Source organism: Pseudomonas sp. G3-19 (genome assembly GCF_054855875.1).
Genome location: NZ_JBMPIQ010000003.1, coordinates 904,988 through 928,698, shown reverse-complemented (window position 1 = coordinate 928,698; position 23,711 = coordinate 904,988). Strand labels below are relative to the sequence as shown.

22 protein-coding genes are annotated in these 23,711 nt (G+C 61.8%); 6 read left to right on the top strand and 16 right to left on the bottom strand.

Features of this window, described 5'->3' with window-relative positions; translation table 11 throughout:
- Positions 1 to 205: 205 nt before the first annotated feature.
- A complete protein-coding gene (ccoN, locus tag ACOYXI_RS04350) occupies positions 206 to 1,633 on the top strand; it encodes a cytochrome-c oxidase, cbb3-type subunit I (protein WP_461674405.1) in 1,428 nt (475 codons plus the stop codon).
- An 18-nt stretch (positions 1,634 to 1,651) separates the two neighbouring features.
- Positions 1,652 to 1,870 carry a cbb3-type cytochrome c oxidase subunit 3 gene (locus ACOYXI_RS04345; protein ID WP_139054511.1) on the top strand — a complete coding sequence of 73 codons (219 nt, stop codon included), beginning with the start codon at positions 1,652 to 1,654 and terminating at the stop codon, positions 1,868 to 1,870.
- A gap of 130 nt (positions 1,871 to 2,000) precedes the next feature.
- On the opposite strand, the gene ACOYXI_RS04340 is transcribed toward ACOYXI_RS04345, so the two are convergent.
- Entirely contained in the window at positions 2,001 to 2,492 is a 492-nt protein-coding gene (locus tag ACOYXI_RS04340) for a hypothetical protein (RefSeq protein WP_098963906.1), read from the bottom strand.
- Positions 2,493 to 2,697: 205 nt separating this feature from the next.
- On the opposite strand from ACOYXI_RS04340, the gene ACOYXI_RS04335 reads away from it, so the two are divergent.
- Complete coding sequence (locus ACOYXI_RS04335) at positions 2,698 to 3,390, top strand: aspartate/glutamate racemase family protein (protein WP_461674404.1); 693 nt, start codon at positions 2,698 to 2,700, stop codon at positions 3,388 to 3,390.
- A 20-nt stretch (positions 3,391 to 3,410) separates the two neighbouring features.
- On the opposite strand, the gene ACOYXI_RS04330 is transcribed toward ACOYXI_RS04335, so the two are convergent.
- The 14 genes from ACOYXI_RS04330 to ACOYXI_RS04265 all read right to left on the bottom strand — a co-directional run bounded on the left by ACOYXI_RS04330 (position 3,411) and on the right by ACOYXI_RS04265 (position 17,625).
- The gene (locus ACOYXI_RS04330) at positions 3,411 to 3,920 is read right to left on the bottom strand and encodes a GNAT family N-acetyltransferase (protein WP_098963904.1); all 510 of its coding nucleotides are present in this window, start codon (positions 3,918 to 3,920) and stop codon (positions 3,411 to 3,413) included.
- A 187-nt stretch (positions 3,921 to 4,107) separates the two neighbouring features.
- Positions 4,108 to 5,088: a LysR family transcriptional regulator gene (locus ACOYXI_RS04325; protein ID WP_135295693.1), complete on the bottom strand. Its 981-nt coding sequence runs from the start codon at positions 5,086 to 5,088 to the stop codon at positions 4,108 to 4,110.
- Positions 5,089 to 5,249: 161 nt separating this feature from the next.
- The gene (locus ACOYXI_RS04320) at positions 5,250 to 6,197 is read right to left on the bottom strand and encodes a peptidylprolyl isomerase (RefSeq protein ID WP_134786271.1); all 948 of its coding nucleotides are present in this window, start codon (positions 6,195 to 6,197) and stop codon (positions 5,250 to 5,252) included.
- On the bottom strand, positions 6,194 to 6,664 hold the full coding sequence (locus ACOYXI_RS04315) for a YbjN domain-containing protein (protein WP_461674403.1): 471 nt from the start codon (positions 6,662 to 6,664) through the stop codon (positions 6,194 to 6,196). The genes ACOYXI_RS04320 and ACOYXI_RS04315 overlap by 4 nt, the downstream gene beginning before the upstream one ends.
- Positions 6,665 to 6,685: 21 nt before the next feature.
- Entirely contained in the window at positions 6,686 to 7,315 is a 630-nt protein-coding gene (locus ACOYXI_RS04310; protein ID WP_134786269.1) for a DNA repair protein, read from the bottom strand.
- Between the two features lie 18 nt (positions 7,316 to 7,333).
- A complete protein-coding gene (locus ACOYXI_RS04305) occupies positions 7,334 to 9,031 on the bottom strand; it encodes a putative porin (protein ID WP_461674402.1) in 1,698 nt (565 codons plus the stop codon).
- 53 nt (positions 9,032 to 9,084) lie between these two features.
- On the bottom strand, positions 9,085 to 9,789 hold the full coding sequence (locus tag ACOYXI_RS04300) for an energy transducer TonB family protein (protein ID WP_210556974.1): 705 nt from the start codon (positions 9,787 to 9,789) through the stop codon (positions 9,085 to 9,087).
- Positions 9,790 to 9,792: 3 nt separating this feature from the next.
- Entirely contained in the window at positions 9,793 to 10,218 is a 426-nt protein-coding gene (locus tag ACOYXI_RS04295; RefSeq protein ID WP_003224462.1) for an ExbD/TolR family protein, read from the bottom strand.
- An 11-nt stretch (positions 10,219 to 10,229) separates the two neighbouring features.
- The gene (locus ACOYXI_RS04290) at positions 10,230 to 12,029 is read right to left on the bottom strand and encodes a DUF2341 domain-containing protein (protein WP_461674401.1); all 1,800 of its coding nucleotides are present in this window, start codon (positions 12,027 to 12,029) and stop codon (positions 10,230 to 10,232) included.
- A 12-nt stretch (positions 12,030 to 12,041) separates the two neighbouring features.
- Positions 12,042 to 13,640 carry a ShlB/FhaC/HecB family hemolysin secretion/activation protein gene (locus ACOYXI_RS04285; protein ID WP_461674400.1) on the bottom strand — a complete coding sequence of 533 codons (1,599 nt, stop codon included), beginning with the start codon at positions 13,638 to 13,640 and terminating at the stop codon, positions 12,042 to 12,044.
- A 57-nt stretch (positions 13,641 to 13,697) separates the two neighbouring features.
- On the bottom strand, positions 13,698 to 14,309 hold the full coding sequence (locus ACOYXI_RS04280) for a transposase (protein WP_223008537.1): 612 nt from the start codon (positions 14,307 to 14,309) through the stop codon (positions 13,698 to 13,700).
- 274 nt (positions 14,310 to 14,583) lie between these two features.
- Positions 14,584 to 15,792, bottom strand: coding sequence for a DSD1 family PLP-dependent enzyme (locus ACOYXI_RS04275; protein ID WP_461675544.1), 1,209 nt, complete (start codon positions 15,790 to 15,792; stop codon positions 14,584 to 14,586).
- Positions 15,793 to 15,866: 74 nt separating this feature from the next.
- Complete coding sequence (locus tag ACOYXI_RS04270) at positions 15,867 to 17,195, bottom strand: D-arabinono-1,4-lactone oxidase (protein WP_461675543.1); 1,329 nt, start codon at positions 17,193 to 17,195, stop codon at positions 15,867 to 15,869.
- A 76-nt stretch (positions 17,196 to 17,271) separates the two neighbouring features.
- On the bottom strand, positions 17,272 to 17,625 hold the full coding sequence (locus ACOYXI_RS04265; RefSeq protein ID WP_134786262.1) for a c-type cytochrome: 354 nt from the start codon (positions 17,623 to 17,625) through the stop codon (positions 17,272 to 17,274).
- A gap of 373 nt (positions 17,626 to 17,998) precedes the next feature.
- Between ACOYXI_RS04265 and ACOYXI_RS04260 the strand changes: the two genes are divergently transcribed.
- The 3 genes from ACOYXI_RS04260 (at position 17,999) to ACOYXI_RS04250 (ending at position 22,681) form a co-directional block, all read left to right on the top strand.
- Positions 17,999 to 19,624 carry an NADP-dependent glyceraldehyde-3-phosphate dehydrogenase gene (locus ACOYXI_RS04260; RefSeq protein WP_461674399.1) on the top strand — a complete coding sequence of 542 codons (1,626 nt, stop codon included), beginning with the start codon at positions 17,999 to 18,001 and terminating at the stop codon, positions 19,622 to 19,624.
- A gap of 46 nt (positions 19,625 to 19,670) precedes the next feature.
- On the top strand, positions 19,671 to 20,711 hold the full coding sequence (locus ACOYXI_RS04255; protein ID WP_193774890.1) for an FUSC family protein: 1,041 nt from the start codon (positions 19,671 to 19,673) through the stop codon (positions 20,709 to 20,711).
- A gap of 80 nt (positions 20,712 to 20,791) precedes the next feature.
- The gene (locus ACOYXI_RS04250; RefSeq protein WP_461674398.1) at positions 20,792 to 22,681 is read left to right on the top strand and encodes an acyltransferase family protein; all 1,890 of its coding nucleotides are present in this window, start codon (positions 20,792 to 20,794) and stop codon (positions 22,679 to 22,681) included.
- On the opposite strand, the gene ACOYXI_RS04245 is transcribed toward ACOYXI_RS04250, so the two are convergent.
- A complete protein-coding gene (locus ACOYXI_RS04245; RefSeq protein WP_461674397.1) occupies positions 22,668 to 23,564 on the bottom strand; it encodes a DMT family transporter in 897 nt (298 codons plus the stop codon). The genes ACOYXI_RS04250 and ACOYXI_RS04245 overlap by 14 nt on opposite strands.
- Positions 23,565 to 23,711 lie beyond the last annotated feature (147 nt).

Below are 23,711 nucleotides of genomic sequence, written 5' to 3'. Positions count from 1 at the left end.
ACGAGCAGCGCAGCACGCAACAGATTCACCTGAAGTCATAAAAACCATATCAGGGCGCGGCAGAACGCCGCAGGCAGCACTTCAATCTGATCCGTACAAATGAAAGATTCCTGAGCCTGTTTTGTTTCCGACGCTGTTCCTACAGTGCAGCTCGTGCCAGACCGGGTTGGCCTGGCAAGACTTTGCAACCGTGGATGAACTGACCATGAGCACAGCAACAATCGGACAGGCTTATAACTACAAGGTCGTCCGCCAATTCGTTATCGCGACGGTTTTCTGGGGTGTTGTCGGCATGGCGATGGGGGTCTGGATCGCCTCGCAACTGGTGTGGCCGGACATGAACCTCGACCTGCCCTGGACCACCTTCGGCCGCTTGCGGCCATTGCACACCAGCCTGGTGATTTTCGGTTTCGCCGGCAGCGCGCAATTCGCCGCCAGTTACTACGCGGTGCAGCGCACCTGCCAAGTACGGCTGTATTCGGACAAGCTCGCGGCCTTCACCTTCTGGGGTTGGCAATCGGTGATCGTGATCATGCTGGTCACCCTGCCAATGGGCTACACCACCACCAAGGAATACGCCGAGATCGAATTCTCCGGCGCGGTGTGGATGGCGGTGGTCTGGGTCGCGTACGCCATCGTGTTTTTCACCACCGTGGTGCAGCGCAAGACCAAACACATCTACGTCGGCAACTGGTTCTTCGGCGCGTTCATTCTGGTGATCGCCATGCTGCACGTGGTCAATCACCTGTCGATCCCGGTGGACTGGTTCAAATCCTATCCGGTGTATTCCGGGGCGACCGACGCCATGGTGCAGTGGTGGTACGGCCATAACGCGGTGGGTTTCTTCCTGACCACCGGCTTCCTCGGGATGATGTATTACTTCGTGCCGAAACAGGTTAATCGCCCGGTGTATTCGTATCGGTTGTCGATCGTGCATTTCTGGGCGCTGATCACCCTGTACATCTGGGCCGGCCCGCACCACTTGCACTACACCGCGCTGCCGGACTGGGCGCAGTCGCTGGGCATGGCGATGTCGCTGATCCTGCTGGCGCCGAGCTGGGGCGGGATGATCAACGGCATGATGACCTTGTCCGGTGCCTGGCATAAGTTGCGCACCGATCCGATTTTGCGCTTCCTCGTCCTGTCGCTGGCGTTCTACGGCATGTCGACCTTCGAAGGGCCGATGATGGCGATCAAAACCGTCAACGCCCTCTCCCACTACACCGACTGGACCATCGGCCACGTTCACGCCGGGGCCTTCGGCTGGGTGGCGATGATCACCTTCGGCGCGACTTATCACATGGTGCCGAAAGTCTTTGGCCGCGAGCAGATGTACAGCACGCCGCTGATCAACCTGCACTTCTGGCTGGCGACCATCGGCACGGTGTTGTACATCGCGTCGATGTGGGTCAACGGCATCACTCAGGGCCTGATGTGGCGAGCGATCAACGAGGACGGCACGCTGACCTACTCCTTCGTCGAAGCACTGCAGGCCAGTCATCCTGGGTTCATCGTGCGCTTTGCCGGCGGGGTGTTCTTCCTCAGCGGCATGCTGCTGATGGCCTACAACGTCTGGCGCACGGTGCGGGTCGCCGACGTGGCGCTGGCACGCAGCCAGGCGCAGATCGCCTGAGGCAGGGAGCCGCAGAGGATGGATATTTTCTTGAATGTGCTGGGGGTGGTGTTTCTGTGGCTGGCGGTGGAGTACTGCCTGCGCCATCAGACGGCGGAAAGCCTCGACGATGCGAGCATGGTGCCGTTTGCTGATGATCCGGAGGTGGCACGGCGGGTTGAGTTGGCCACCGGTAAAACCGTGAAAGCCGTGGCGCCGGAAGAGGCGAAGCCGGGCTGGATCAACCTCGAGATGTAACCCCACCACCGCCCCTTTGTAGGAGTGAGCCTGCTCGCGATTGCGGTCATTCAGCCAACTGTATGGTGACTGATATACCGCCATCGCGAGCAGGCTCACTCCTACAGGGGACTTGTGCAAATCCTGAGATCTAGGCGCGATCGCGCGGGATCAGGCTCTGCAACTGCTGCGCGAGAAAATCCGCATCAAACACAAACGTGTCGGGATCCTTCAGGCCATTGGTCTTGCGCCATTGCCACTCGCCGTTCGGCAGCCCGACCAGCGAAATGCTGCCATAGCGCGCCGCCGTCAGGCCCATCACCGCCAGGGAAATCTGCCCGGCGCTGCCCATCACGTCTGGCACGAACTCCACCGCTTTGCCGGCAATCACGATGCTCAGTTTCTCGGTCTTGAAGGTCGAGGTTTCCACCGGCGTGCTCGGCCCGAATGCGACGTAAGCCTCGCGGCTCACCTCCAGCAGGTTCGGTGCCTGCACCGGTTCCAGCCATTGCTGGATCTGGCCGAACAGCTCGGTGATGCGGCTGGCCCACGCCTGTGACTGCGTTTCGAACAATTGCTTCTTGTGCGCTTCACTCTCGGCATAGTGACGAAGCATTTCGCCCAGTTGTTGTACGTCGTTCATCGGTACGTTCCTCGGGGAGAGCCTGCGATAGTCGATAGTGACAGATCGAGGCGCCGGCGTACGTTAAACCTCGATCGCCGGCACCGGGACACTTGGCAACAGGATCAACGGTACAGTTGCTTTGTACTGGCATCCGTCATTGAACCGATGGACACTCGGCCGGAGCCCGACTTTTCCAATACGGGCCATTGTTCGAGGAATTTCAATGCGCACCATCGGCCTGATCGGCGGCATGAGCTGGGAATCCAGCGCGGAATATTATCGTCTCATCAATCAACAGGTTCGTGACCGGCTCGGCTCGCTGCGCTCGGCGCCAATCCTGATGTACAGCGTCGACTTCGGCCCGGTCGAACAGGCCCAGCACGCCGGGCGCTGGGACGACGCAGCGGCGATTCTGGTGGATGCCGCGCGCAGGCTCGAGGCCGGCGGCGCCGAATGCGTGGTGCTGTGTACCAACACCATGCACAAGGTAGCGGCGCAGATTCAGGCAGCGATCAGCATTCCGTTCCTGCACATCGCCGAACCGGCGGCGCAGGCAGCATTGGCCATCGATGCGCGCACGGTCGGTCTGCTCGGCACGGCGTTCACCATGGAGCAGGATTTTCTCAAGCAGCGCCTGATTGCGCAGGGTCTGACGGTATTGGTGCCGGACGACGCCGAGCGCAAGGACGTGCACCGGATCATCTACGACGAACTGTGCGTCGGAGTGATCAGTGACGAATCACGCAAAATCTATCAACGAGTGATCGAAACGCTGGCCGCGCGCGGTGCCCAGGCGATCATCCTCGGCTGCACGGAAATCGGCCTGCTGGTCAAACCCGAACACAGCGCCCTGCCTCTGCTCGACACCACCGAGCTGCATGCGCAGTCGGCGGTGGCGTTCGCTCTGGGCAACTGACTCCCACAGGATTTTTTGGCTTATCGACGACGCAGACGGGCCATGCTCAGGGTGTCGACCCATTGCCCGTCGCGCACGGCGTAGTCACGAAACAGGCCTTCGTTCTCGAAGCCGAACTTGCGGTAGAGACCGATAGCCGCCTCGTTGTCGGCGTACACCGAGAGTTCGACCCGGTGCAGGTTCATCCAGTTGTCGGCGACGTCCAGCGCCGCCGCCAGCAGTTTCGACCCGACACCCTTGCCCTGCCAGGCCACGGCGACCGCCATGCCGACACTGCCGGCGTGCGCGCGGCGAATCCGCGAATAGTTTTCCAGCCCGAGATGACCGACCACCGCGCCCTGATGCAGCGCCACCAGTTTGACCATCCGCTCGTTCTCCGCCAGCAGCCGTTGGCGCCAGATCTCGGTGGACTGAAACGGCATCTGCAACACCTGCCGGGTCACGGCCGGATCGTTGTACAGCGCGGTAACGGCCTCGATATGGGATTCGTTGAAGCGTTCGAGGGTGATGGCGGGGTTGTGGTCGGGCATGGCGGATCCTTCCTGGATCGATGTGTGGCTGATCACTCTAAACTGCCGGTTATCAATTTGGCGAGGTTTCAAACTGTGGGAGCGGGCTTGCTCGCGAATACGGTCTGAAATTCAGCACTTCTGTTGCCTGACACACCGCCTTCGCGAGCAAGCCCGCTCCCACAGTGGATTGGGGGTGTTGGGAAGATCAGGTCTGGAACCATTCCTGGCGTTCGTTGAAGGTGTGCTGGATCAGTTCGACCAGGGTTTGCACTTCGGCGACGTCCCGGGAATCAGCGTTGACCGCCAGCCATGCCTGCAACTGCATCGGCTCGTCAAACAACCCCGGCAGCGCAATCAGCCCGCGATCGAAACGGCTCATGTACGCCGGTAGCAACCCGATGCAAGCGCTGCAGCGGATCATTTCCAGCATCAGCTCATAGGACTGCATCTGCACCACGCCGGCCAAACGTTGTTCGACCAGTTCATTCCACGGCCGGAAGCTGTCGATCTGGCGGTCGTGCTGCCATTGCACCAGCATGAAATCGCTCAGATCATCGGCACTCGCCGGGCGCGCGGTGACCCGGGAATAGCGTTTGGCGATGTGCGGCAGGTAATCCAGACGCGCCAGGGCCTGCGGCTGACTGGTGGCGAAGGTCGGGCCGGGGCTGGGGGTGTCGCCGTGGGCCAGCCACAGCACCACGTCGGCGCTGACTGCGCGCAAGGCCAACTCGCTGTCCAGCGCAATGATCTCGAGACGCACGCTGGCATTGCGCCGCAGCAACGCGATCAGGTCGCGACCGAGAATGTCATGCAGGATCGATTCGGCTACCGCCAAACGCACCAGTGGCTGCTCGACCACCGGCAGTTTGCGTTCGTGGGCCAGCGCCACCAGTTGCGCCTGCAACTGCTGACCTTCACGGGTCAGGCTCAGGGCGCTGCCCTGAAAGCTGAACAGCGAGTGCTGCAGTTCCTGCTCAAGCTGCGCCAACTGCTTGCGCAGCAAGGTCGAGCGCACGTTGAGGCTGCGCGCCGCCTGCATGAAACAGCCGCAACGGGCACTGACCAGAAAATATTGCGCGACCTCGGCATCGATGGTCGCGGCTTGCGCCAGCCAAGGCTCGCGCTCGCCCTGTGCCCAGCGATAGTCGGGGCTACCCTGTCGTCCTGCGGGTTCGGTGAATGACATCGATGACTCCCTGTCGATCTTTGTATTTTGGAAAACGCCACGGTTCTAATGTGGGAGCGGGCTTGCTCGCGAAGGGGCCATGCCAGCCAACTTGTTTGTTGAAAGACCCACCGCTTTCGCGAGCAAGCCCGCTCCCACCCGGGATCTGCGGTGAATCACCATCAGCGTTTCTCTTCGAGGACCTTGTTCAGCTCAGCCCCATCGATACTCAGCGTCGCGGTATTGAGCATCCCGTCCAGATACGCCTGAGCAATCTGCTCCTGACGTTGCGCACGCAAGGCTTGAGTCAATTGGTCGCGCAGTTCGTCGAGGGTCGCAGTACGTGCCGGTTGCTGTTCAGTGAGTTTGATCACATGGAAGCCGGCCGCGCTCTGCACTGGATCGGACACCGCACCGACCTTCAATTTCGCCACCGCACCCCTTACCTCCGGCACCAGTTGCTGCAACGGTTGCAGCCCGGTGTCGCCGCCGCGTTCGGCGGTCAGGCGATCCTGCGAATACTGAGTCGCCAGCGCGGCAAAATCCCCCGGTGTGCTCTGGGCCTTCTTGCTTAGCTCGGTGGCCTGCTTGCGCACAGCTTCCAGGCTCTGGGCATCCGGCACCGCGAGGAAAATCTGGCTCACCCGATACAACGCCGGAGTCTGCCAGTTGCCCTTGCCAGCGTCATACGCCTGCTGCAACTCGCTCGCACTCGGGTAGTCCGCCGGCACCGTGCTGACCGAGCGCAGGTAATCGCGAAAGACGATCTGCTCAGTGGCCGCGCGGGTTTGCCGCACCACGTCCGGACGCTGTGCCCAGCCCTGAGCGTCGGCCTGTTCCAACACGGCTTTTTCCGCCAACCGCGCACGAATCCAGCGCTCCAGCGCTTCACGGTTGCCGCGCAATTGCTCGCGAGTCGCCGGCGGGACGGTCGCCAGCAGCGCCTGCAACTCCTGCGGCGTCACTTGCTGATTGCCCAACCGCGCCACCGCAGGCCCCGCAGCAACCGCCGCCAACGGCGACGATTGCTGGGCGGCAACCGGGTCAGCACCCGGTCGCAGCACCAGCGCCACGGCTACCACCAACAGCGCCACTGCCCCGGCGCCGATCACCATGGCAGGCTTTTTCACAGCGCGACTTCCTCTTGCTCAGTGGTGGCGACTTTTGCTGTCGAAGATTGTGCGGCCTGGCTGAAATCACGCAGGTAGACGATGAACTCCTGCAACAGGCGATCCCACAATTCCAGATTGCCGCGCAGGTGATCGTGGCTCACACCGGCCGCCAGCACCACGTCCATCTCCATCACCAGAAACTCGCCCTGCAACGACAACCGCGCAAAACGCCGGGTGGCGTTCCACTGTTCGGCCACGCCCTGTGGCAACTCACCTTGCACCCGCAGCGCGCAGCTGAAAGTGAAATCGACGTAGCTGCCCTGCTCCACCGCCGGGTTGCCGAAACGCACGGCATAACCGATGCCCTGACTGGCGCTGAGCAACTGTACGATGCCGTTCTGTTCGCTCTGGTTGACGCGATAACCGGCGGCTTGCAGGACGTCGGTCAGGGATTGTGGGGACACATGGCTGATCAATTGAGTCATGACTTCTTCCTTGTTGGTAAATCAGTGTGCGAGCGCGGCTTGTGGCGCGTCGAATTGAGTCTTGTACAGCTCGTCACCGAACCCCTGGGCCAACTCATCGAACTTGACCCGGGCACTACCCGCAAAGGGCTGGCGGATCTTCATCACCTCGGCCACATCGATGTTTTCGTAGGCGCTGAGGATCTGCTTGGCGACGCCATACATCTGCTGATTCTTGACTGAACATTGCTGCACTTGTGTGTCACGTTCAGCCAATTGCGCTTGAAGCTTAGACCGTTCTGCCTCTTTGGCACGGGCCATGACCAGCAACTCGTCGTAGGCCTTCTTGAACTTGCCGACCTGTTCGCTGCTGGCGGCGACTTGCGCTTGCGCCTGGTTGTGCAGGTTCTGCTGCTGGCCGGCCAACTGCTCGGCGACGCCTTTGGCCTTGGCCAGTTCGGCGGTCAATTGCTTGATCTGCGCCTGCGCAGCCTTGGCTTCGTTCTGCGCCGCCAGTTGCGCGGCGCTGGCTTGGGCCTGCTGGCTCTGCAGGGTCTGCAACTGCTGGGTGGTGCTGCGCAACTGGGTGCGCAGACGCTCCTCCATGCCTTCGGCGTGCGCGCCTTGTGCGATGAAAAAACTCAGCCCCAACAGAAAAACTCGTGCGTGCATGACCGTACTCCCGGCGCCTTAGAAGCGCGTGTTGATCTCAAGCTGCAAGACGTCGATGTCGAACGGCGCGCCGTACACCGCCTCGGTGCTCAGCCAGCGGCCGGTGGCGTAGACGTTCTTCGCCAGACCGTAATTGCCGCCGAGGAAATAGCCCTTGGCGTTGGTGCCGCCGAGGTGGAACGACGAATCGTTGAAGCCGTCGGGCAAGGCGTCCGGCTGGATGTACTTGTACCCGGCGAACATATTCCAGTCGCCCTGCTTCTTCAGGTCCAGCGCATTGCCGAGGGTGAACTGGACCATCCACGCATTGGCGCCGCTTTCGATCTCGCCGCTGCTGTTGAGGTTGTTGACGATCTGCCCCTCGGAGCGCTTGCGCATGTCGCCTTCGTCGTAACCGAGGTTGTGGATGTAGTTGCCCTGGCTGCGCAGCTTGAAGTCCTCTGGCAGATCGGCGTCCCACACCAGGTTCAGGTCGAGCAGATTGAACTCCGACGCCAGGCCGACAAACTGCGGCTGCGGTGTGGTGGTCGGGTTGGCCGGGTTCGGCGTGATGTCGCGCAGCAGGAACACGCTGTTGCCCTTCTGCATGAACGCTGCACGGCTGCCATCGGTGTCGCAGCCCGGAGCGCCGGCCCACGGCTCGCAAGGGCTGGAACGCTGCCCCTGAATGTCGTCGAAGCGGTAGTAGGCCAGCGCACCTTTGAGGCGGTTGTTGCTGTTGATCGCCCACTTGGCGCCGAGCTGCGCGCCGTAGAGCCACTTGTTGTCGCTTTCTTCCTTGTCGAAACCGTTGCTGGTGCTGGTGTCGTTGGTGTAATCCACCGGGAACGCGCCGACGGTGCCGAACACACCCCAGTCGCGGTTGAGCTTGTGGTCGAAAATCGCCGCCACGCCATCGAAGTTCAGGTCGTTGGAATAGAGCATGTCGGTGGACATGAACGGGTTGGCGAAGCGCCCGCCGGTCAGGGTCAGCTCATCGGTCGGCTTCCAGTTCAGGTAGCCCTGATCGAGCCAGATGTCTTTCTTGGCAAATCCGCCGCCGAGGTTCTGCGTGGTCGACACCGGGTTGTTGTCCGAGCCGGTGCCTATGCGGATGCCGGCGGTCCACTCCGGCGAAATCACCGCTTTCATGCCCAACCGCGCACGAATGCGAAATTGATTGGTGCGGTCTTCACGGGTGTTGAGCAACGGCGGCAGGCTGGTGCTGCTGTTGGGGTTCACGTCGTACGGGCCGTTGTTGTTGAGTTTGGCGAAGTCGACGATTTCGTTGCTGTTGCTGCCCGAGTAGTAGCGCGATTCATCGCGCAGGCGGATGTCGCCATCGAAGCTGATACGCGACGCCCAGTCCGGGAAGGTGTTGGGCGCTGCCCAGTTTTCCTGCTTGGCGGTGGCCATGACCTCGGCCTTGACCTGATCGCGGATCTGGTCGCGCACCGCGGCCGGCACGTACTGCACGCGCACATCGCCCGGTGCCGCCACCGGTCCGGCCGCTACGGCTGTCGAAGCCGCTGCCTGCTTGGCCTGGGCGGCTTCGTTCTGCGCCTGGGCGATCAGCGCGTCAGCCTTGTCCTGTTTCAGAATGCCCTGCTCGACCAGCAAGCGGATCAGATTGATCGTGGCGTTCTCCGAGGGCGCAGGCGCTGCCGCGGCCTGACCGACCAGGGTCGCAATGACCATGCCGACCGCCAGGGACAATCGATTCACGTTGGAAATCATCTGCACACAACTCCTTTTGGCAAAGCTTGAATGCTTGGCAATGAATAAGTGGGTTAACCCGGACGCCGCCCTTGCAGGGACAGGCGCACAGGCAAAGTGATGGAGGCCGGTGGCCGTTCGCTCAGATGGGGCGCGTTACGCAATGCGGCCAGCACCTGAGTGTCGATCTCGGGCTTGCCGCTGGACTTGACCAGCTCGACCCGGGTGATTTCGCCGACGCTGCTCAGCCACACATCGGCCTGCAGCGAGAATGCGAGGTTGCGCAGATCGGAGTTCTCGCGCAGCAAGCGCTGAAAAGTGAACGCGAGGAACTGGCTGTAAGTGCCGGTGCCCAGGCGTCCGCCACCCGCACCGGCCATGCCGCCACCCTTGCCGGCGCCGATGTTGAAAGCGTCGTTGCCACTCTGCGCGTCACCGTCCATTTGCATCGGGTTGGCCAGATCGTCCGCCGGCGATGGCGGCGCCTCTTCCTCGGGCTTGACCTCTTGCGGCTCGGGCGTGGGTTCGGGCTCGACGACTTTTTCTTCCACCGGGGTTTCCGGCTCCGGTGGTTTTTCCGGAGGTGGCGGCGGCGGTGGCGGCAACGGAATGATCGTCGGCAACTTCGGCGCTTCACGGCGCACGCCGCTCATGTCATTGGCCCACTGCCACAGAAACCACGCGGCGAGCGCGCCGAGCAGCAGCCCGGCGCCCCACTTCACGTAGCGCAGTGGTGATTTCTTCACCGGCAAGGGCTCGATCGGAAGTTGTGCGGTCATCACTCAGCCCTGCGTCGGTTTGCCGGTCACCAGACCGACCTGAGACAGTTCGAGCCGGCGCAACAGATCCAGCACTTCAATGACCTTCTGGTACTGCACCGTGGCGTCGCCGCGCACGATCACCGGGAAGTCCGGGCTCTGCGCCTTCTCGATACGCAGGCGCTCTTCCAGCTCCGCAAGGGTCACCGGGTAGGCGTCGAGGAACACCTGACCGCCGTCGTTGACCGAAATCGCTTTGGTCTTGGCCTCCGACAGCGACACCGAGGCGCTGGCCTTGGGCAGGTTGATCTGGATCCCGGAGACCTGCGCGGTGGCGGTGAGGATAAACATCACCAGCACCACCATCAGCACGTCGACCAGCGGGGTGATGTTGATGCTGTCCACCGCTGCATCTTCGTCATCGTCGTGGGAGGCATTTACGGACGCCATGGCAGTGCTCCTCAGGCCGGTACGGAGTGGTTGGCGTGATGACCGCGCTGATGCGACGACTCACTGAACTGGCTCTCGCCGTGCATCTCCGCCAGACGCGTGATGAACTCGTCGACGAACACGCGCATGTCGGCGCTGACTTCCTTGTTGCGGGTGATCAGGCGGTTGTAGCCAAACAGCGCCGGGATCGCGACGAACAGGCCCATGGCGGTGGCCAGCAATGCGGCGGCCATGCCGGGCGCGATGGCGTTGATATTGACGTCGCCGGCCATGGCGGTGCCGAGGAACACCACCATGATCCCCAGCACGGTGCCGAGCAGGCCGATGTACGGGCCGCCGGCGATGGCGTTGGACAGGGTCGAAAGTTTCGAGCTGAGCGCCTGGTTCTCACGGGTACGCACGCCGTCCATCGAGCAGCGGATCGCTTCGATGGTTGCCGCCGACACCGAAGAGGTATCGGCGCCCTGCTCGCGGCGAGTACGGATTTCCTTGACCGCCACCGAGTACAGGCGCCACAGCGGCGAGTGCTGCAGACGCTGAGCGAGTTGCGCGTCGTCGGCGAACATCTCCAGACGGGTACCGACCTTGGCGAACTGCTCGCGGAAATCCTCGTTGGCCTTGCTCACGCGGCTGAGGGTGCGGTTCTTGCGCAGCATGATGATCCACGACTGGAACATCATCAGCACCAGCACGACGATGATCACCCAGGCGTCCACCGGTACCGCGTTGAGCAGGAAACCGAGGCTGCCGAAGCCGAAACCGGACTGTTCTTCGTCGACGCCGTAGGCCACCAGTTTCGACTCGGCGCCTTGCGCGGTGGCGTCAGCCAGCAGCAACGGCGCCGGACGCGCGACTTTCGACAGGCGCAGTTCGTCGATGGCGCCCACGAACGGTTGGAACGGGCCAGCGGTCAGATCGCCGCCAATCGCCATCACCGAATTGAACGCCGGCATCGCTTGAGCGAGGGACGCGCCCTCACGACCGTTAATGTACAAGCTGACTTTCGAACCTTCGGCGGTCAGCGCGACGTGCTGCCATTGGCCCGGATTCAGCGGCTGAGTGGCCACGGCGCGCTGGCCGTCGATCTCCACAAACGGCACACCTTGATTGACCCCGACCAGCAGGCTGTTGGCGCCTTCACGACGGGCCAGAATCAACTGCTCGCCATTGGCCTGATCCAGACGCAGCCAGGCGCTGAAGGTGAACGCACTGCCGGCGCTGTGCTGCAACGACGGACTGGCCGGCAGCAGCAACGGCTGGCCGCTGAACTGCAAGGCGCGCCCGACCACGCCGTCAATCGCCGCGCCGGTGGCGCTTTGCGCGGTGTTGCCGTAGGCGGTGGTGTCCTTGGCCGGGGTGCCGGTGGCGCCGTCGAAGTGATACAGCGCGGTGTAATTCGGATCGAACGTCAACTGGCCGTTGCCGGTGGCCGGGGCCTTCTGATTGCCGTAGTACATCCAGATGTCCTGACGCTGGCCGCCCTCGACATTCGGCACATCGACCCAGATCAGCGCCATGCCCATCAGCGCATCGAAGCTTTCGATCTGGTGGTTGAGCACGGTCTTGTCATCGGCGGCGACGAAGCGCAAATCCGCGCCGTCTTCCTTGACCCCGTCGAAGGTGAAATTGCCGGTGTGCAGGCGCACCAGCAGCGCGGTGCGGCCCAGGGCCTGATTAATCCCGGCGCCCTGCGGCGTGGTGTCGACGGCGATCTGTTTGCGGTAATGCCAGTCGTCCTGCCACCAGGCCTGCGCCGTGGCCGGGAGCACGAAGCCCAGGCAGATCAACAACGAAAGAATGAGGCGCTGCATGAACGTGCTCCTTTAGAAAGTGGCTTGAAGGTTGAAGTGCAGGCGCGACTCCTGCTTCGAGGTGTTCGGCCCTTCGAGTAACGGGTAGCCCCAGTCGAGGCTGCCGGACAGCCATTTGCTCAGGCTGGCGCGGGTGCCGAGGCCGACGCTGGCCAGGGCGTAACTGGCGTCCTGGTCCGGCAGTTCGTCGCGCAGGTACAGTTGCGCGCCTTCGGCAAAGGCGTAGAAGCGCCATTCCTGCATCCAGCTGCCGGCGTATTTCGCCAGCGAAGGGGTGCGCAGCTCCTGACTGAGCAGCACGCCGTCATCACCGGTGCGCTCGGCCGCCAGATAGCCGCGCACCGAGGTCGCGCCGCCGGCGGAAAACTGTTCGTTGGAGACCAGTGGCCCCGACGCCAGCTGGAACGCGCCTTTGCTCGCGCTCTGCCAGTCGTTGTCGAAGGTCCAGGTGAAGTTGCTGTCGCCCTTGAGCACGGCGAAACTCGGGTTGGCCCGGTAGCGTTTGTAGTCGAAGTCTTCGTCGGAGCTGCCGTAACCGAAGATGCTGCGGGTGGCCGCAACCAGGCTCAGACCGAGGCCGAGCTGGCTCTTTTCGGTGTAGCGGAAGCCGTTGTAGGCGAAGGTGAACGGCGCGTATTTCAGCGGCACCTTGTCGCTCTCGCCGGACAGGGTCAGGCGCTCGTCGAAGTCCTTGAAGTCGATACCGGCCGACAGCGAGTTCGACCAGTTGCCACTGGACGGCAACGTGTAGATCGCCGACACGCCGTAGGAGTGCCCCTTGCCCAACACGTTACTGCCGCCGATGGTGGCGACGTTGCTGTCGGACTGATAACCGGAGAACTGCACGCTCCAGCGCTCGCTCAACGGCGCTGTGTAGGAAGCCGACCAGACCTTGGCGTTGTCGGTGTCCTGCGGCGCGGTGAAGTACGTCAGGTTGATGCTGTGGCCGAGCTGCCACAGGTTGTTGTAGCCGAGACTGGTCACGGCGCGCAGCTTTTCGGTGTCGGCGCTGTAATCGTTGTTGAGGCCGATGCTGCCGGTCCAGGGGTTCTGGTCTTCGACCTGCAAATCGACGTCCATGGTGCCGGGGCGTTGACCTTCGCGCACCAGCGGCATGACCTGGCGGCCCGGGGTTTTATTGAGCTGCGCCAGTTCGCCCTGAACCTTGGCGAAGTCCGGCACCTCGCCTTCTTTCAACGCCGGCACGTTGTCGCGGATGTCCAGCGGCGAATAGTGTTTGGCGCCGACCACACGCACGCGGCCGACCTTGGTTTCGCTGACTTGAAGATAGACGATGCCGTCCGCCACCGATTGCTCCGGCAACTCGACGAACACCGATTGGTAGCCACGCTCCTGATAGGCCTTCTGCAGGGCATCGCGGGCGCCTTCGATGTCAGTCATGGCTTTTTGCGGGCCGAGAAACGGGTACACCGCCTCTTCAATTGCCCGGGCGTCGAGCACGGTGTTGCCGCGCACGAAGTATTCGTTGACGTCCACCAGACGTTGCGGCGCGGCGCCTTGGGCAGCCTCTTCGGCGAATGCCGGTTGCGCGCCGGCCGTCACCAGCAGCCAGCCCCACAGCGCCAGCCGTGACGTGAAAATCTGATCCACACTACCCCCTGAATTCGCGATGACCTGTTGGCGCTGTTGCGCGCCTTGTGTGTTGCGTCAGTTGCTGACTGTCGAGACACCGCTGTGCTTGCCGAGCCAGGTGTGCAGCAGCGCGAAGTTCAACGAGAACTCGGGCATTTGCAGCAAGGCACCGCAGAACACTTCGCCGATGATTTTCTGAATGAGCTGCACCGCACGCGGGTTGTTGAGCAGCGTGGCGATGTCACGACTGAGGACGTTGAAGCTCCAGACTTTCTGGTTCAGGCCAAGACCGACGAACCAGCGGAACAGCAGGTTGTAATTGAGTTGCTCATACAGTTGCTGCTCGCTGGGCACCGAATACAGCAGTTGCAGGAGCAGGATGTGCATGACGGTTTGCGCGGGGATGAGCATGCCGGGCTCGGCATTGAGTTCGTGCAACAGGCCTTGATGGGCGTCGAGCAAGTCATCGATCTGCGGGCGCAGCAACACCAGCGAATGGCCGGGCGGAATGTAGCTGGAGACCTCTTTCAAGGCGCCCTGCCAGTCATCCTGCGAGACGATCCAGACCCACGGCGCGCCGTAGCGATATACCGAAACCGGCTTCTTGCGCGCGGCCTCGACGATCTTCGACAGGCGCTGATCGAGCTCCTGCATGCCCACTTTCGAGTAGCGTTCCATAGTCCCCATTGCCTCACTCCCGGCGTCCCGCCTCGGCTTGTGAAAAGCGCCCCGTTGGGCCCCTCAAGCGCGTTACATAGGCATGACCGGACTGGCTATGTGCTACCGAACTTTTGTCATAAAAGCTTCATTACAGAAATTGATCGGGATTTGACAGACAACACAAAACCCTGTGGGAGCGGGCTTGCTCGCGAATGCGGTGTGCCAGTCAAATAGATGCTGACTGACAGGACGCTTTCGCGAGCAAGCCCGCTCCCACAGGGGGATCTGAGGTGTTTTTGGGTCAGATGTAGACCGGCCAGGTGTCGACAATCTTGCCGCCACGCACCGCCAGCAGATCACCGAATTGCAGGAGCACGGCCTCGGTCTGGGTCGGGCGCAGGAACACTTGATCTTCGATGGTCAGGCCCACGGCGTTGGAGCCGTTGACCATCTCCTGATTCGAACTGCGCCCGTACACCCCATTGCTCTGCAACCCTGGCGGGGATTCGAACTCGGCCATCCAGTTGCCGCCGTAGATGAAAAAAGTCTGCCGCTGGTTGGTGTCCCACCACGAGAACAACGTCGACTTGTCATCCAGCGCCGGGATATTCACCGCACCAGTGCTTTTCAGTACCGGCGTGGCGATGTAGGTCGCCGGCACGTGGTCAACCAGCGACGGCAGGTCGTAATGCGTCGGTTTGAGCATCGCCGTGCCCACCGACACCTCAGTGCTCAGTTTCTCGTTTTCGTGGATGCGGTAACTCGGGCTGCCGGCGGTGTTCAGGCACAGGTTTTCGTTCCACAACGCCGGAAACTGCTGGCGGGTGAAATCCACGCAGCGCTGATAAATCAGCATGACCTTGGCGAACAGTTCTTCCGGTGAGCCGAGTATCCCCGGCACGCCCATACCCACGAACGGGTCGTAACCCATGAACCCGGCGAACTGCAGATGCTGCGGATTGGCGCTGATCAGCGTGAGCATCTGCCCCAACACATTCACATCACTGACCCCACCGCGATGCAGGCCGACATCCAGCTCGATGTTGATGCGCATCCGCGTGCCCAGACCCTGCGCCAGCGCGAGGTATTGCTGCAAGCGCTCAGGCCCGTCGAGCAGCCATTGCAGTTGCCTGGAAGGATCGAACGAGCCTTTGTGAGTCTGATAAAACAGCTCGGCTGAACGCACCGGCAACGGCTTGCCGAGCAGGATGTCGGACTGGGGAAACGTGACGGCGTCGTGATTGAGGAACGGCTGGTGAAACGACATGAGTTTTTGCGTCCCGGCCCGTTGCGCGATGTAGCTCAACAAGCCCGGCGACGGCAGGGATTTTTCCACCAGACGCAATTGCTTGCCGCCGCGTTTGACCGACTGCACCACCACGTCGATGTTGTGATCGAGGCGATCCAGATCGATCAACAACACCGGGCGCATCGGGCCGTTGTCCTTCAATTCTTTATTCAGCGCGCGAAAATACTCGCTGTACGGGCCGCCACGATCACCCGGTCGCAGCCAGGCGCCCACGCCCACTAACAAAGCGCCGACACCCAGCGTGCCGAGGAGAAAATTGCGTCGATTGACCGCCATCAGCTCACCCCCAGAATCGACGACAGATGCGCATTGAGAAAGCGTCCGCTCGGATCCAGCGCCTGACGTACGTCGACAAACTCGTGCCAGCGCGGGTACAGCGGTTGCAGATTCTTCGCGTTGAGCGTGTGCAATTTGCCCCAGTGCGGGCGGCCGTTGTACTTCCAGAAGATCGGCTCGACCGCGGCGAAGAAGTTGTGGTGATCCATCTGGTAATGCTGGTGCACCGAGATCGAACAGCTGTCGCGGCCCTCGAACATGCTCAGCGGAATGTCGTCGGCCTTGACGTAGCGGTACTCGATGGGAAACCAGGTGCGCAGGTCCTTGTCCTGAATCAGCTTGAGGATTTCACGCAGACAGGCCGGGCCGTGTTCGGCGGGCACCGAGTATTCCATCTCGTTGAAGCGCACGGTGCGCACGTTGGCGTAGATGTCGAACGAGTCGCCGACCCGGTCATCGAAACTCGCCATATGCCGCAGACTGTTGAGCAGCGTGCGGCGCAGCTCGGGGAAGTCGCTGCCGTATTTGTCGATCTTCTCGATCAGGGTCACGAACTCATTGCCGCCCTCCTCTTCGGGCGGGATCGGCGGCGTGGCCGGGTCGCTGGTTTCGTTGAGGGCGATGGACAGCGCGTAGTCGGAATGGGTGACGACGAGCATTTCCCAGTGCTGATTTTCCCGGGTGTTTTTGTCGAGGTCTTCCAGCAGCTCTTCGGTCTTGGCGATCCACTGGCGTTCGCGCAGGCGGTAGGCCGGGCGATTTTGCAGACGGATTTTCGTCGCCACGCCCAGTGCCCCAAGGGATACCCGGGCGGCATTGAACACTTCCGGGTGGCGCTGACTGTCGCAGTCCAGCACCTCGCCGTCGGCCGTCACCAGTTGCAGGCCGCAGACATGCGCCGAGTACGACTGAAAGGTTTTCCCGGTGCCGTGGGTCGAGGTGGAAATTGCCCCGGCGAGAGTCTGGTAATCGATATCGGCCATGTTCTGCAGGGCCTGGCCGACGTCCTTCAGCGGCACGCCCATGCGCGACATTGGCGTACCGGCGCCGAATTCGGCCTGCAGGGTGTTCGGATCGTGGTCGAGCAGCCCGGTGAAGTAGCTCAGCGACAGCAAAGTGTCGTCGGTGGGCACCAGTGCGCTGAACGAATGCGCGGAACCGACCGGGCGGATCTTGCCCTGGGCCTGACGAATCGCAGCGCTTAGTTCATCAAGATTCTTCGGCGCCAGCCGCGCCGCCGGCAGGCAACTCTGCCCGCCCGACCAGTTGCGCCAGGGAATCAGTCGCGGGGCGCGCATCAATTGTCCCAGCGCGGGATTGGCCGCCAATGCACTGAACGCGCCGACGATGCTTGCCCGTTGCAACAACTGACGCCGTGTCAGATCCATGCTCATGCGCGCGCCCTTATTGTGGGAGGGGCTGGTCGGCCATGAAGCCGATCAGTTGCAGGAATTGTTCTTCGCTGCACTCGACGCACTGGCCCATCGGCGGCATGCCGTTGTAGCCGTTGATGGCGTGGTCGAGCAGCGTGTCGGCGCCCTGGCGGATGCGTGGTTCCCAGGCTTGACGATCGCCAGTGAGCGGCGCATTGGCAGCCGGGTTGGCGTGACACAGCTGGCAGCTGTTGGTGTAGATCTGCGCCAGTGCCGGGTCGGTGGGAGTAGCATTGTGAGTGGTCGCCGGCGGTGCGGATTTTTCGTCGCAGCCGCACAGCGTCATCATCAGCGCCAGCAGTAAAGTGAGTGGGATTGCCCGCATAACGATCCTCGAGGGTGGCATCGCTTTTTGTTGTGATCACACCTTAAGGCAGGCACGGCAGCGGGTTGAGGGCATTGCCGGACAACGATGGGGCCAACCGGGGCCAGTAGAGAGTGTTCAGGCCACCCCATTCAACTGTGGGAGCGGGCTTGCTCGCGAATGCGGTGTGTCAGCAAATGAGGATGTCAGTTGAAAGGACGCATTCGCGAGCAAGCCCGCTCCCACATTGGATTTCATAAACCAGTCAGAGCTCTGTTCCGCATCTCTGCGTGACATTCGCGTGACATTGGCGGGTTTAAATATCGGCGCATTCAGGCGTATAACCTGTAAAGACTTTTTGATCTGTATACGGACATCAACACGGGGTAGCGACATGACCACAGCAAACATCCTTGGCAATCTGTTCCCTTCTGTCAGCGACATCCCGGAAAAATACCGCCTCGACGGTCAGGTCGAGCAACGCGAATACCTCGTCGATGGCCAACTGCGGCGCTGGGACGGCCCACTCGCCACCGTGCGCAGCCCGGTGTATCTGCACGGCGAAAACGGCGATGAACAAGTGATTCTCGGCAGCACCCCGCTGCTCGACGCCGACACCGCCCTCACCGCCCTCGATGCCGCCGTGCGCGCCTACGATCGCGGTCAGGGCCTGTGGCCGACCATGCGCGTGGCCGAACGCATTCAGTACGTCGAAGCGTTCCTCGGCCGGATGCGCCAGCAGCGCGAAGCCGTGGTCAAGCTGCTGATGTGGGAGATCGGCAAGAACCTCAAGGACTCGGAAAAAGAGTTCGACCGCACCTGCGACTACATCGTCGACACCATCAATGCACTGAAAGAACTCGACCGTCGCTCCAGCCGTTTCGAACTGGAACAGGACACCCTCGGCCAGATCCGCCGCGTGCCGCTCGGCGTGGCACTGTGCATGGGGCCTTACAACTATCCGCTGAACGAAACCTTCACCACGCTGATTCCGGCGCTGATCATGGGCAACACCGTGGTGTTCAAACCGGCCAAGCTCGGCGTGTTGCTGATCCGCCCGTTGCTCGAAGCGTTCCGCGACAGCTTCCCGACCGGCGTGATCAACGTGATCTACGGCAGCGGCCGCGAAACCGTCAGCGCGCTGATGGCCAGCGGCAAGATCGACATCTTCGCCTTCATCGGCACCAACAAGGCCGCCAGCGACCTGAAGAAACTGCACCCGAAACCACACCGCTTGCGCGCCGCGCTGGGCCTGGATGCGAAGAACCCCGGCATCGTCCTGCCGGAAGTCGATCTGGACAATGCGGTCAGCGAAGCGGTCACCGGTTCGCTGTCGTTCAACGGCCAGCGCTGCACCGCGCTGAAGATCCTCTTTGTGCACGAGGACGTGGTCGACGCCTTCATCGAAAAATTCAACGCCAAACTCGCCACCCTCAAGCCGGGCATGCCATGGGACAGCGGCGTGGCGCTGACGCCGTTGCCGGAGTCGGGCAAGGTCGACTACCTGCACGGTCTGGTGGCCGACGCGCAGAGCAAGGGCGCACAAGTGGTCAACCCGAATGGCGGCGAGAGTCGCGAGTCGTTCTTCTACCCCGCCGTGTTGTACCCGGTGACGCCGCAGATGCGCGTGTACAACGAAGAACAGTTCGGCCCGGTGGTGCCGATCGTGCCGTACCGTCACCTCGATACCGTGATCGATTACGTGCTGGAATCGGACTTCGGCCAGCAACTGAGCCTGTTCGGCACCAACCCGGTGGCGATCGGTCGACTGGTCGACACTTTCGCCAACCAGGTCGGGCGGATCAACCTCAACGCCCAGTGCCAGCGCGGCCCGGACACCTACCCGTTCAACGGGCGCAAGAACTCCGCCGAAGGCACGCTGTCGGTACACGATGCCCTGCGGGTGTTTTCGATCCGCACACTGGTGGCAACCAAGTTCCAGGACAGCAACAAGGATCTGATCAGCGAAATCATTCGCGGCCGCGATTCGAGCTTCCTGACCACCGACTACATCTTCTGACGAGGACTTTGCACTGAGCACCTTCAGCACCCAACGACTGCCACCGCTGCTGCGGCGAATCCTGCGTCCGTTGCTGGACCCGTACCGCCGCTACCAGCACGCCCGACTGATTCACGCGGTGCGGGTAGCGCTGGGGCTGCTGGCGACCATCCTGCTGACCACCGGCATCAACCTGCCCCACGGCGAGTGGGCTTCGGTGACCATGCTGGTGGTGATCGGCGGCCTGCAACACCACGGCAACATCGGCAAGAAAGCCGCCGAACGCGCCACCGGCACCCTGATCGGTGCCGGCGTCGGTCTGCTGCTGGTAGCGCAACAGGCATGGCTGGGCCTGCCGTGGCTGACCTACTTTGCCATGGCGGTGGTCTGCGGGTTCTTCTCCTATCACGCGATCGGCAAGGGCGGCTACACCGCCCTGCTCTCGGCGATCACCGTTTTCATTGTCGCCGGGCATGGCGACAACCCGATCACCGATGGCTTATGGCGCGGGGTCGACATCCTGATCGGCATCGCCCTGGCCCTGGCGTTTTCCTTCGCCCTGCCGCTGTATGCGGTGTATTCGTGGCGCTACAACCTGGCCGATGCCTTGCGCGACTGCGCCACGTTGTATGGGCGGATCATCAGCGGCCAACCGGTCAGCGCCGATGAACACCTGAAGCTGATGGCCCGGGTGACCACGGTGATGGTGCAACTGCGCTCGCTGATGCCTTCGGTGTCCAAGGAAGTGAAAATCTCCATGACCGAGCTGGATGCAATTCAACGCAACCTGCGGATGTGCGTCAGCACGCTGGAAATCCTCGGCAACACCCGCCCGGATGCCAACGACCCCGAAGCCATGGCGCATCTGCAATCGGCGCTGCGGGCCGAGCACCGGGTGATCCGCATACAGTTGATCGGCATGGCCCGGGCCTTGAAGTCTGGCGCCACGCAACGTCTGCAGCGCCCGCTGGAATTGCCTGACGCGAGCCTCGACACACCGGTCTACAGCACGCTGGACGGTTACCGGTTGCTGACCCGACAACTGGCCGCGAACATTGGCGAACTGCGCCAACGCCTGGCGATGACTGCACCGCGCTGGAACATCTGAGCCGTCGGAAAAAACCCATGTAACAAAGCTGACATCATCACTACAATGCGCCGCACAACGGATGTGACATGGACGCATAAATGCAATTCAGGAAGAGTATCAACGCCCTGCGGGCACTGGCCGTGCTTTCGGTCGTGCTGTTTCATTTCAAGGTGCCCGGGTTTGAAGGCGGATTCGTCGGCGTAGACGTGTTCTTCGTCATCTCCGGCTTCCTGATGACCGGCATCATCGTCAATGGCGTGCAGCAGCAGAACTTTTCCCTCCTCGGTTTCTATGCCTCCCGCGCCCGCCGCATCATTCCCGCCCTGCTGGTCCTGTGCGTTGCGCTGCTGATCTTCGGCTACTTTTATCTGTCGCTGGATGACTTGCGCGAAACCATCCGTACGATCAAGAGCAGTCTGCTGTTCAGCTCGAACTTCAGCTTTGCCCAAAGCGGCAATTACTTCGCGGCGCCGCTGCATGAAAACTGGTTGCTGCATACCTGGTCGCTGTCGGTCGAATGGCAGTTCTACCTGCTTTACCCCGTGCTGATCATGGGGCTGCACCGGTTCTTCGGCACCGATAAAACTCGCGTTGCCTTGCTGGCCGTGGCGCTGATTTCGCTGCTGGCGTCCATCATCGTGACCCGCGTCAACCCGACGTTCGCCTTCTACATGCTGCCCACCCGCGCCTGGGAAATGATCGCTGGCGGCCTGGTTTTTCTGTTTCCCCTGCGATTGAGCCAGCGCGGCGGCGCGATTTGCGAAGGGCTCGGTCTGCTGGCGATTGCCGTCAGCGTGCTGGTTTTTTCTGAGGCGGATCTGTGGCCGGGCTACCTGGCACTGGTGCCGGTGCTGGGGACGATGCTGGTGATTCACGCCAACACCCGGTCGATGTTCAGCGGCAATCCTGCGCTGCAATTTGTCGGGAGCATTTCCTACTCGGTGTACCTGTGGCATTGGCCGCTGGTGGTACTGCTTTACCTGTGCGGGCTGTTGAGCAGCTGGCCGCACGTGATCGGCGCAATCATCGCCTCGTTCGCCCTCGGCACCCTGTCGTTCTACCTGGTGGAATCGAAGGTGAAGAAAGGTACGAGCGCTACTCGAACAGTGGTCAAGTTCGCGTCACTGACGGTAGCGGTGGTGGCCGTGTCGGCAACGACGTCGTCGCTGGTCAAGCAACACCCCGACTGGCGCCCGGCACTGGTCGAACTTGGCCAGCCGGAATACACCAGCAAGCTGTATCCGCAGGAGTGCTACCCGAATGCCTATGCGGCGGCGGATTGCAAACTGGGCACGGGTGATGTGTCGGTAATTCTGTACGGCGACAGCCATGCGCAATCCACCGCAGCGGCGGTGCAGATGGAAAATCCTCAGGCGGCACTGTCATGGTCACGGGGCGGTTGCCCGACCCTGACGCACTTCGCCATGCACGACAAGACCGTCGAAAGCCAGTGCCGGGGCTTCAATCAGGAAAAGCTGCAACAACTGAAAACCGCGTACGCCGGCGTGCCGGTGGTGCTGTTCAGCCGTGCGGCGCTGTATGCGGATTCGGGCCGGGAAAACAGCTACCGGATTTCCTTTCCCGAGCGCCAGGCCACGTTTGCCGAAGCGTATACCGAAGAGTACGTCAGCACGGTCTGCTCGATCGCGGAAAACCATCCGGTGTACATCGTCAAACCGATCCCGGAGATGCCTTTCAGTGTCTACAAGGGCTTGAATCTGAATCAGCGTCTGTTCCAGCAAAACACAGACATTTCCTTGCCGTTACAGGCCTATGAGAAGCGCAACCGCATCGCCATCGCAACCATCGAAGCCGCTGCTAGCCGCTGCAACGCGACGGTGATCGACCCGACGCCGTACCTGTGCCCCAACGGCAACTGCATGGGTTCCATGGACGGCGTGCCGCTGTACTTTGACGACAACCATCTGGTGGATGCCGGCAATCAGCAGCTCAAAGGCCTGTTCAAGGATCTGATCAAACCGATTTGAACTGGCGCCGGGCTTTCAGTCCCCAGCCCTGTTGCATCCCGGCGGCGGCCAGCAGAATTGCTGCCACCCCGATCCATTGCAGGATCTGCAGGCGATGGCCGAAGGCGAACCAGTCGACGAAAATCGCCGCAATCGGGTAGATGAAGGACAGCGCACCGGTCAGGGCAGTCGGCAGTTTCTGGATCGCGCCGTACAGCAGCACGTACATCAGGCCAGTGTGGACGATGCCCAGCGTCACCAGACTGGCCCAGGCTCCGTTGGTTTGCGGCAGGCCGTTGAAGTGCGCGAACGGCGCGAGCAACAGCACTCCGGTGCAGACCTGGATCAGCGCGATCAGATGCGGCGGCGTGCCGGTCAGACGCTTGATGATCAGCGCCGCCATCGCGTAGAGCAACGCCGCCCCCAACGCCAGCGCAATCCCCAGCAGATATTCGCTACCGCCCTCGCCCTGCCCGCCATGGGCACTGACGATCGCCAGCATGCCGAGAAAGGAAATCGCCAGCCAGAACAGCTTTTGCAAGGTGATTTTCTCGCCGAGAAACAGTGCCGCCAAACCGACCAGCATGAACGGCTGCACGTTGTAGACCGCTGTGCCGATGGCAATCGAGGCGCGGGAATACGAGCCGAACAACAACACCCAGTTGCCGACAATCGCCACCCCACTGAGCACCGCGAGCAGGAACGTGGTGCGGGTCAGAATGCCCGGACGCAAGAAGCCGAACGCCGCGCATATCAGCAGCAAGGTGCCGGCGCCGAACACGCAACGCCAGAACACCACATCCAGCACCGGTTGCCCGGACACCAGCACGAACCAGCCGATGGTCCCGGAAATCAGCATGGCGGCGGTCATTTCCAATGAACCACGGCGGATTGTGTTGTCCATCATCGATCTCCCTAAGCGTTTGACGAAAGCGTGGCAAAAGTATGCCAAGCCGACCACGAGCGCCTCCAGCGCAAAAAGCAGGCTAAACTCGATTTCTGCCTTTTTTATCGCGGGTGGTTTCCCTCAAATGCCTAATACCGGAGTTGC

What these genes read in the sequence shown, in the direction of transcription:
- ccoN (WP_461674405.1), top strand. Translation starts at nt 206, where the DNA reads ATGAGCACAGCAACAATCGGACAGGCTTATAACTACAAGGTCGTCCGC.
- ACOYXI_RS04345 (WP_139054511.1), top strand. Translation starts at nt 1,652, where the DNA reads ATGGATATTTTCTTGAATGTGCTGGGGGTGGTGTTTCTGTGGCTGGCG.
- ACOYXI_RS04340 (WP_098963906.1), bottom strand. Translation starts at nt 2,492, where the DNA reads ATGAACGACGTACAACAACTGGGCGAAATGCTTCGTCACTATGCCGAG.
- ACOYXI_RS04335 (WP_461674404.1), top strand. Translation starts at nt 2,698, where the DNA reads ATGCGCACCATCGGCCTGATCGGCGGCATGAGCTGGGAATCCAGCGCG.
- ACOYXI_RS04330 (WP_098963904.1), bottom strand. Translation starts at nt 3,920, where the DNA reads ATGCCCGACCACAACCCCGCCATCACCCTCGAACGCTTCAACGAATCC.
- ACOYXI_RS04325 (WP_135295693.1), bottom strand. Translation starts at nt 5,088, where the DNA reads ATGTCATTCACCGAACCCGCAGGACGACAGGGTAGCCCCGACTATCGC.
- ACOYXI_RS04315 (WP_461674403.1), bottom strand. Translation starts at nt 6,664, where the DNA reads ATGACTCAATTGATCAGCCATGTGTCCCCACAATCCCTGACCGACGTC.
- ACOYXI_RS04310 (WP_134786269.1), bottom strand. Translation starts at nt 7,315, where the DNA reads ATGCACGCACGAGTTTTTCTGTTGGGGCTGAGTTTTTTCATCGCACAA.
- ACOYXI_RS04305 (WP_461674402.1), bottom strand. Translation starts at nt 9,031, where the DNA reads ATGATTTCCAACGTGAATCGATTGTCCCTGGCGGTCGGCATGGTCATT.
- ACOYXI_RS04300 (WP_210556974.1), bottom strand. Translation starts at nt 9,789, where the DNA reads ATGACCGCACAACTTCCGATCGAGCCCTTGCCGGTGAAGAAATCACCA.
- ACOYXI_RS04295 (WP_003224462.1), bottom strand. Translation starts at nt 10,218, where the DNA reads ATGGCGTCCGTAAATGCCTCCCACGACGATGACGAAGATGCAGCGGTG.
- ACOYXI_RS04290 (WP_461674401.1), bottom strand. Translation starts at nt 12,029, where the DNA reads ATGCAGCGCCTCATTCTTTCGTTGTTGATCTGCCTGGGCTTCGTGCTC.
- ACOYXI_RS04280 (WP_223008537.1), bottom strand. Translation starts at nt 14,309, where the DNA reads ATGGGGACTATGGAACGCTACTCGAAAGTGGGCATGCAGGAGCTCGAT.
- ACOYXI_RS04265 (WP_134786262.1), bottom strand. Translation starts at nt 17,625, where the DNA reads ATGCGGGCAATCCCACTCACTTTACTGCTGGCGCTGATGATGACGCTG.
- ACOYXI_RS04260 (WP_461674399.1), top strand. Translation starts at nt 17,999, where the DNA reads ATGACCACAGCAAACATCCTTGGCAATCTGTTCCCTTCTGTCAGCGAC.
- ACOYXI_RS04250 (WP_461674398.1), top strand. Translation starts at nt 20,792, where the DNA reads ATGCAATTCAGGAAGAGTATCAACGCCCTGCGGGCACTGGCCGTGCTT.
- ACOYXI_RS04245 (WP_461674397.1), bottom strand. Translation starts at nt 23,564, where the DNA reads ATGGACAACACAATCCGCCGTGGTTCATTGGAAATGACCGCCGCCATG.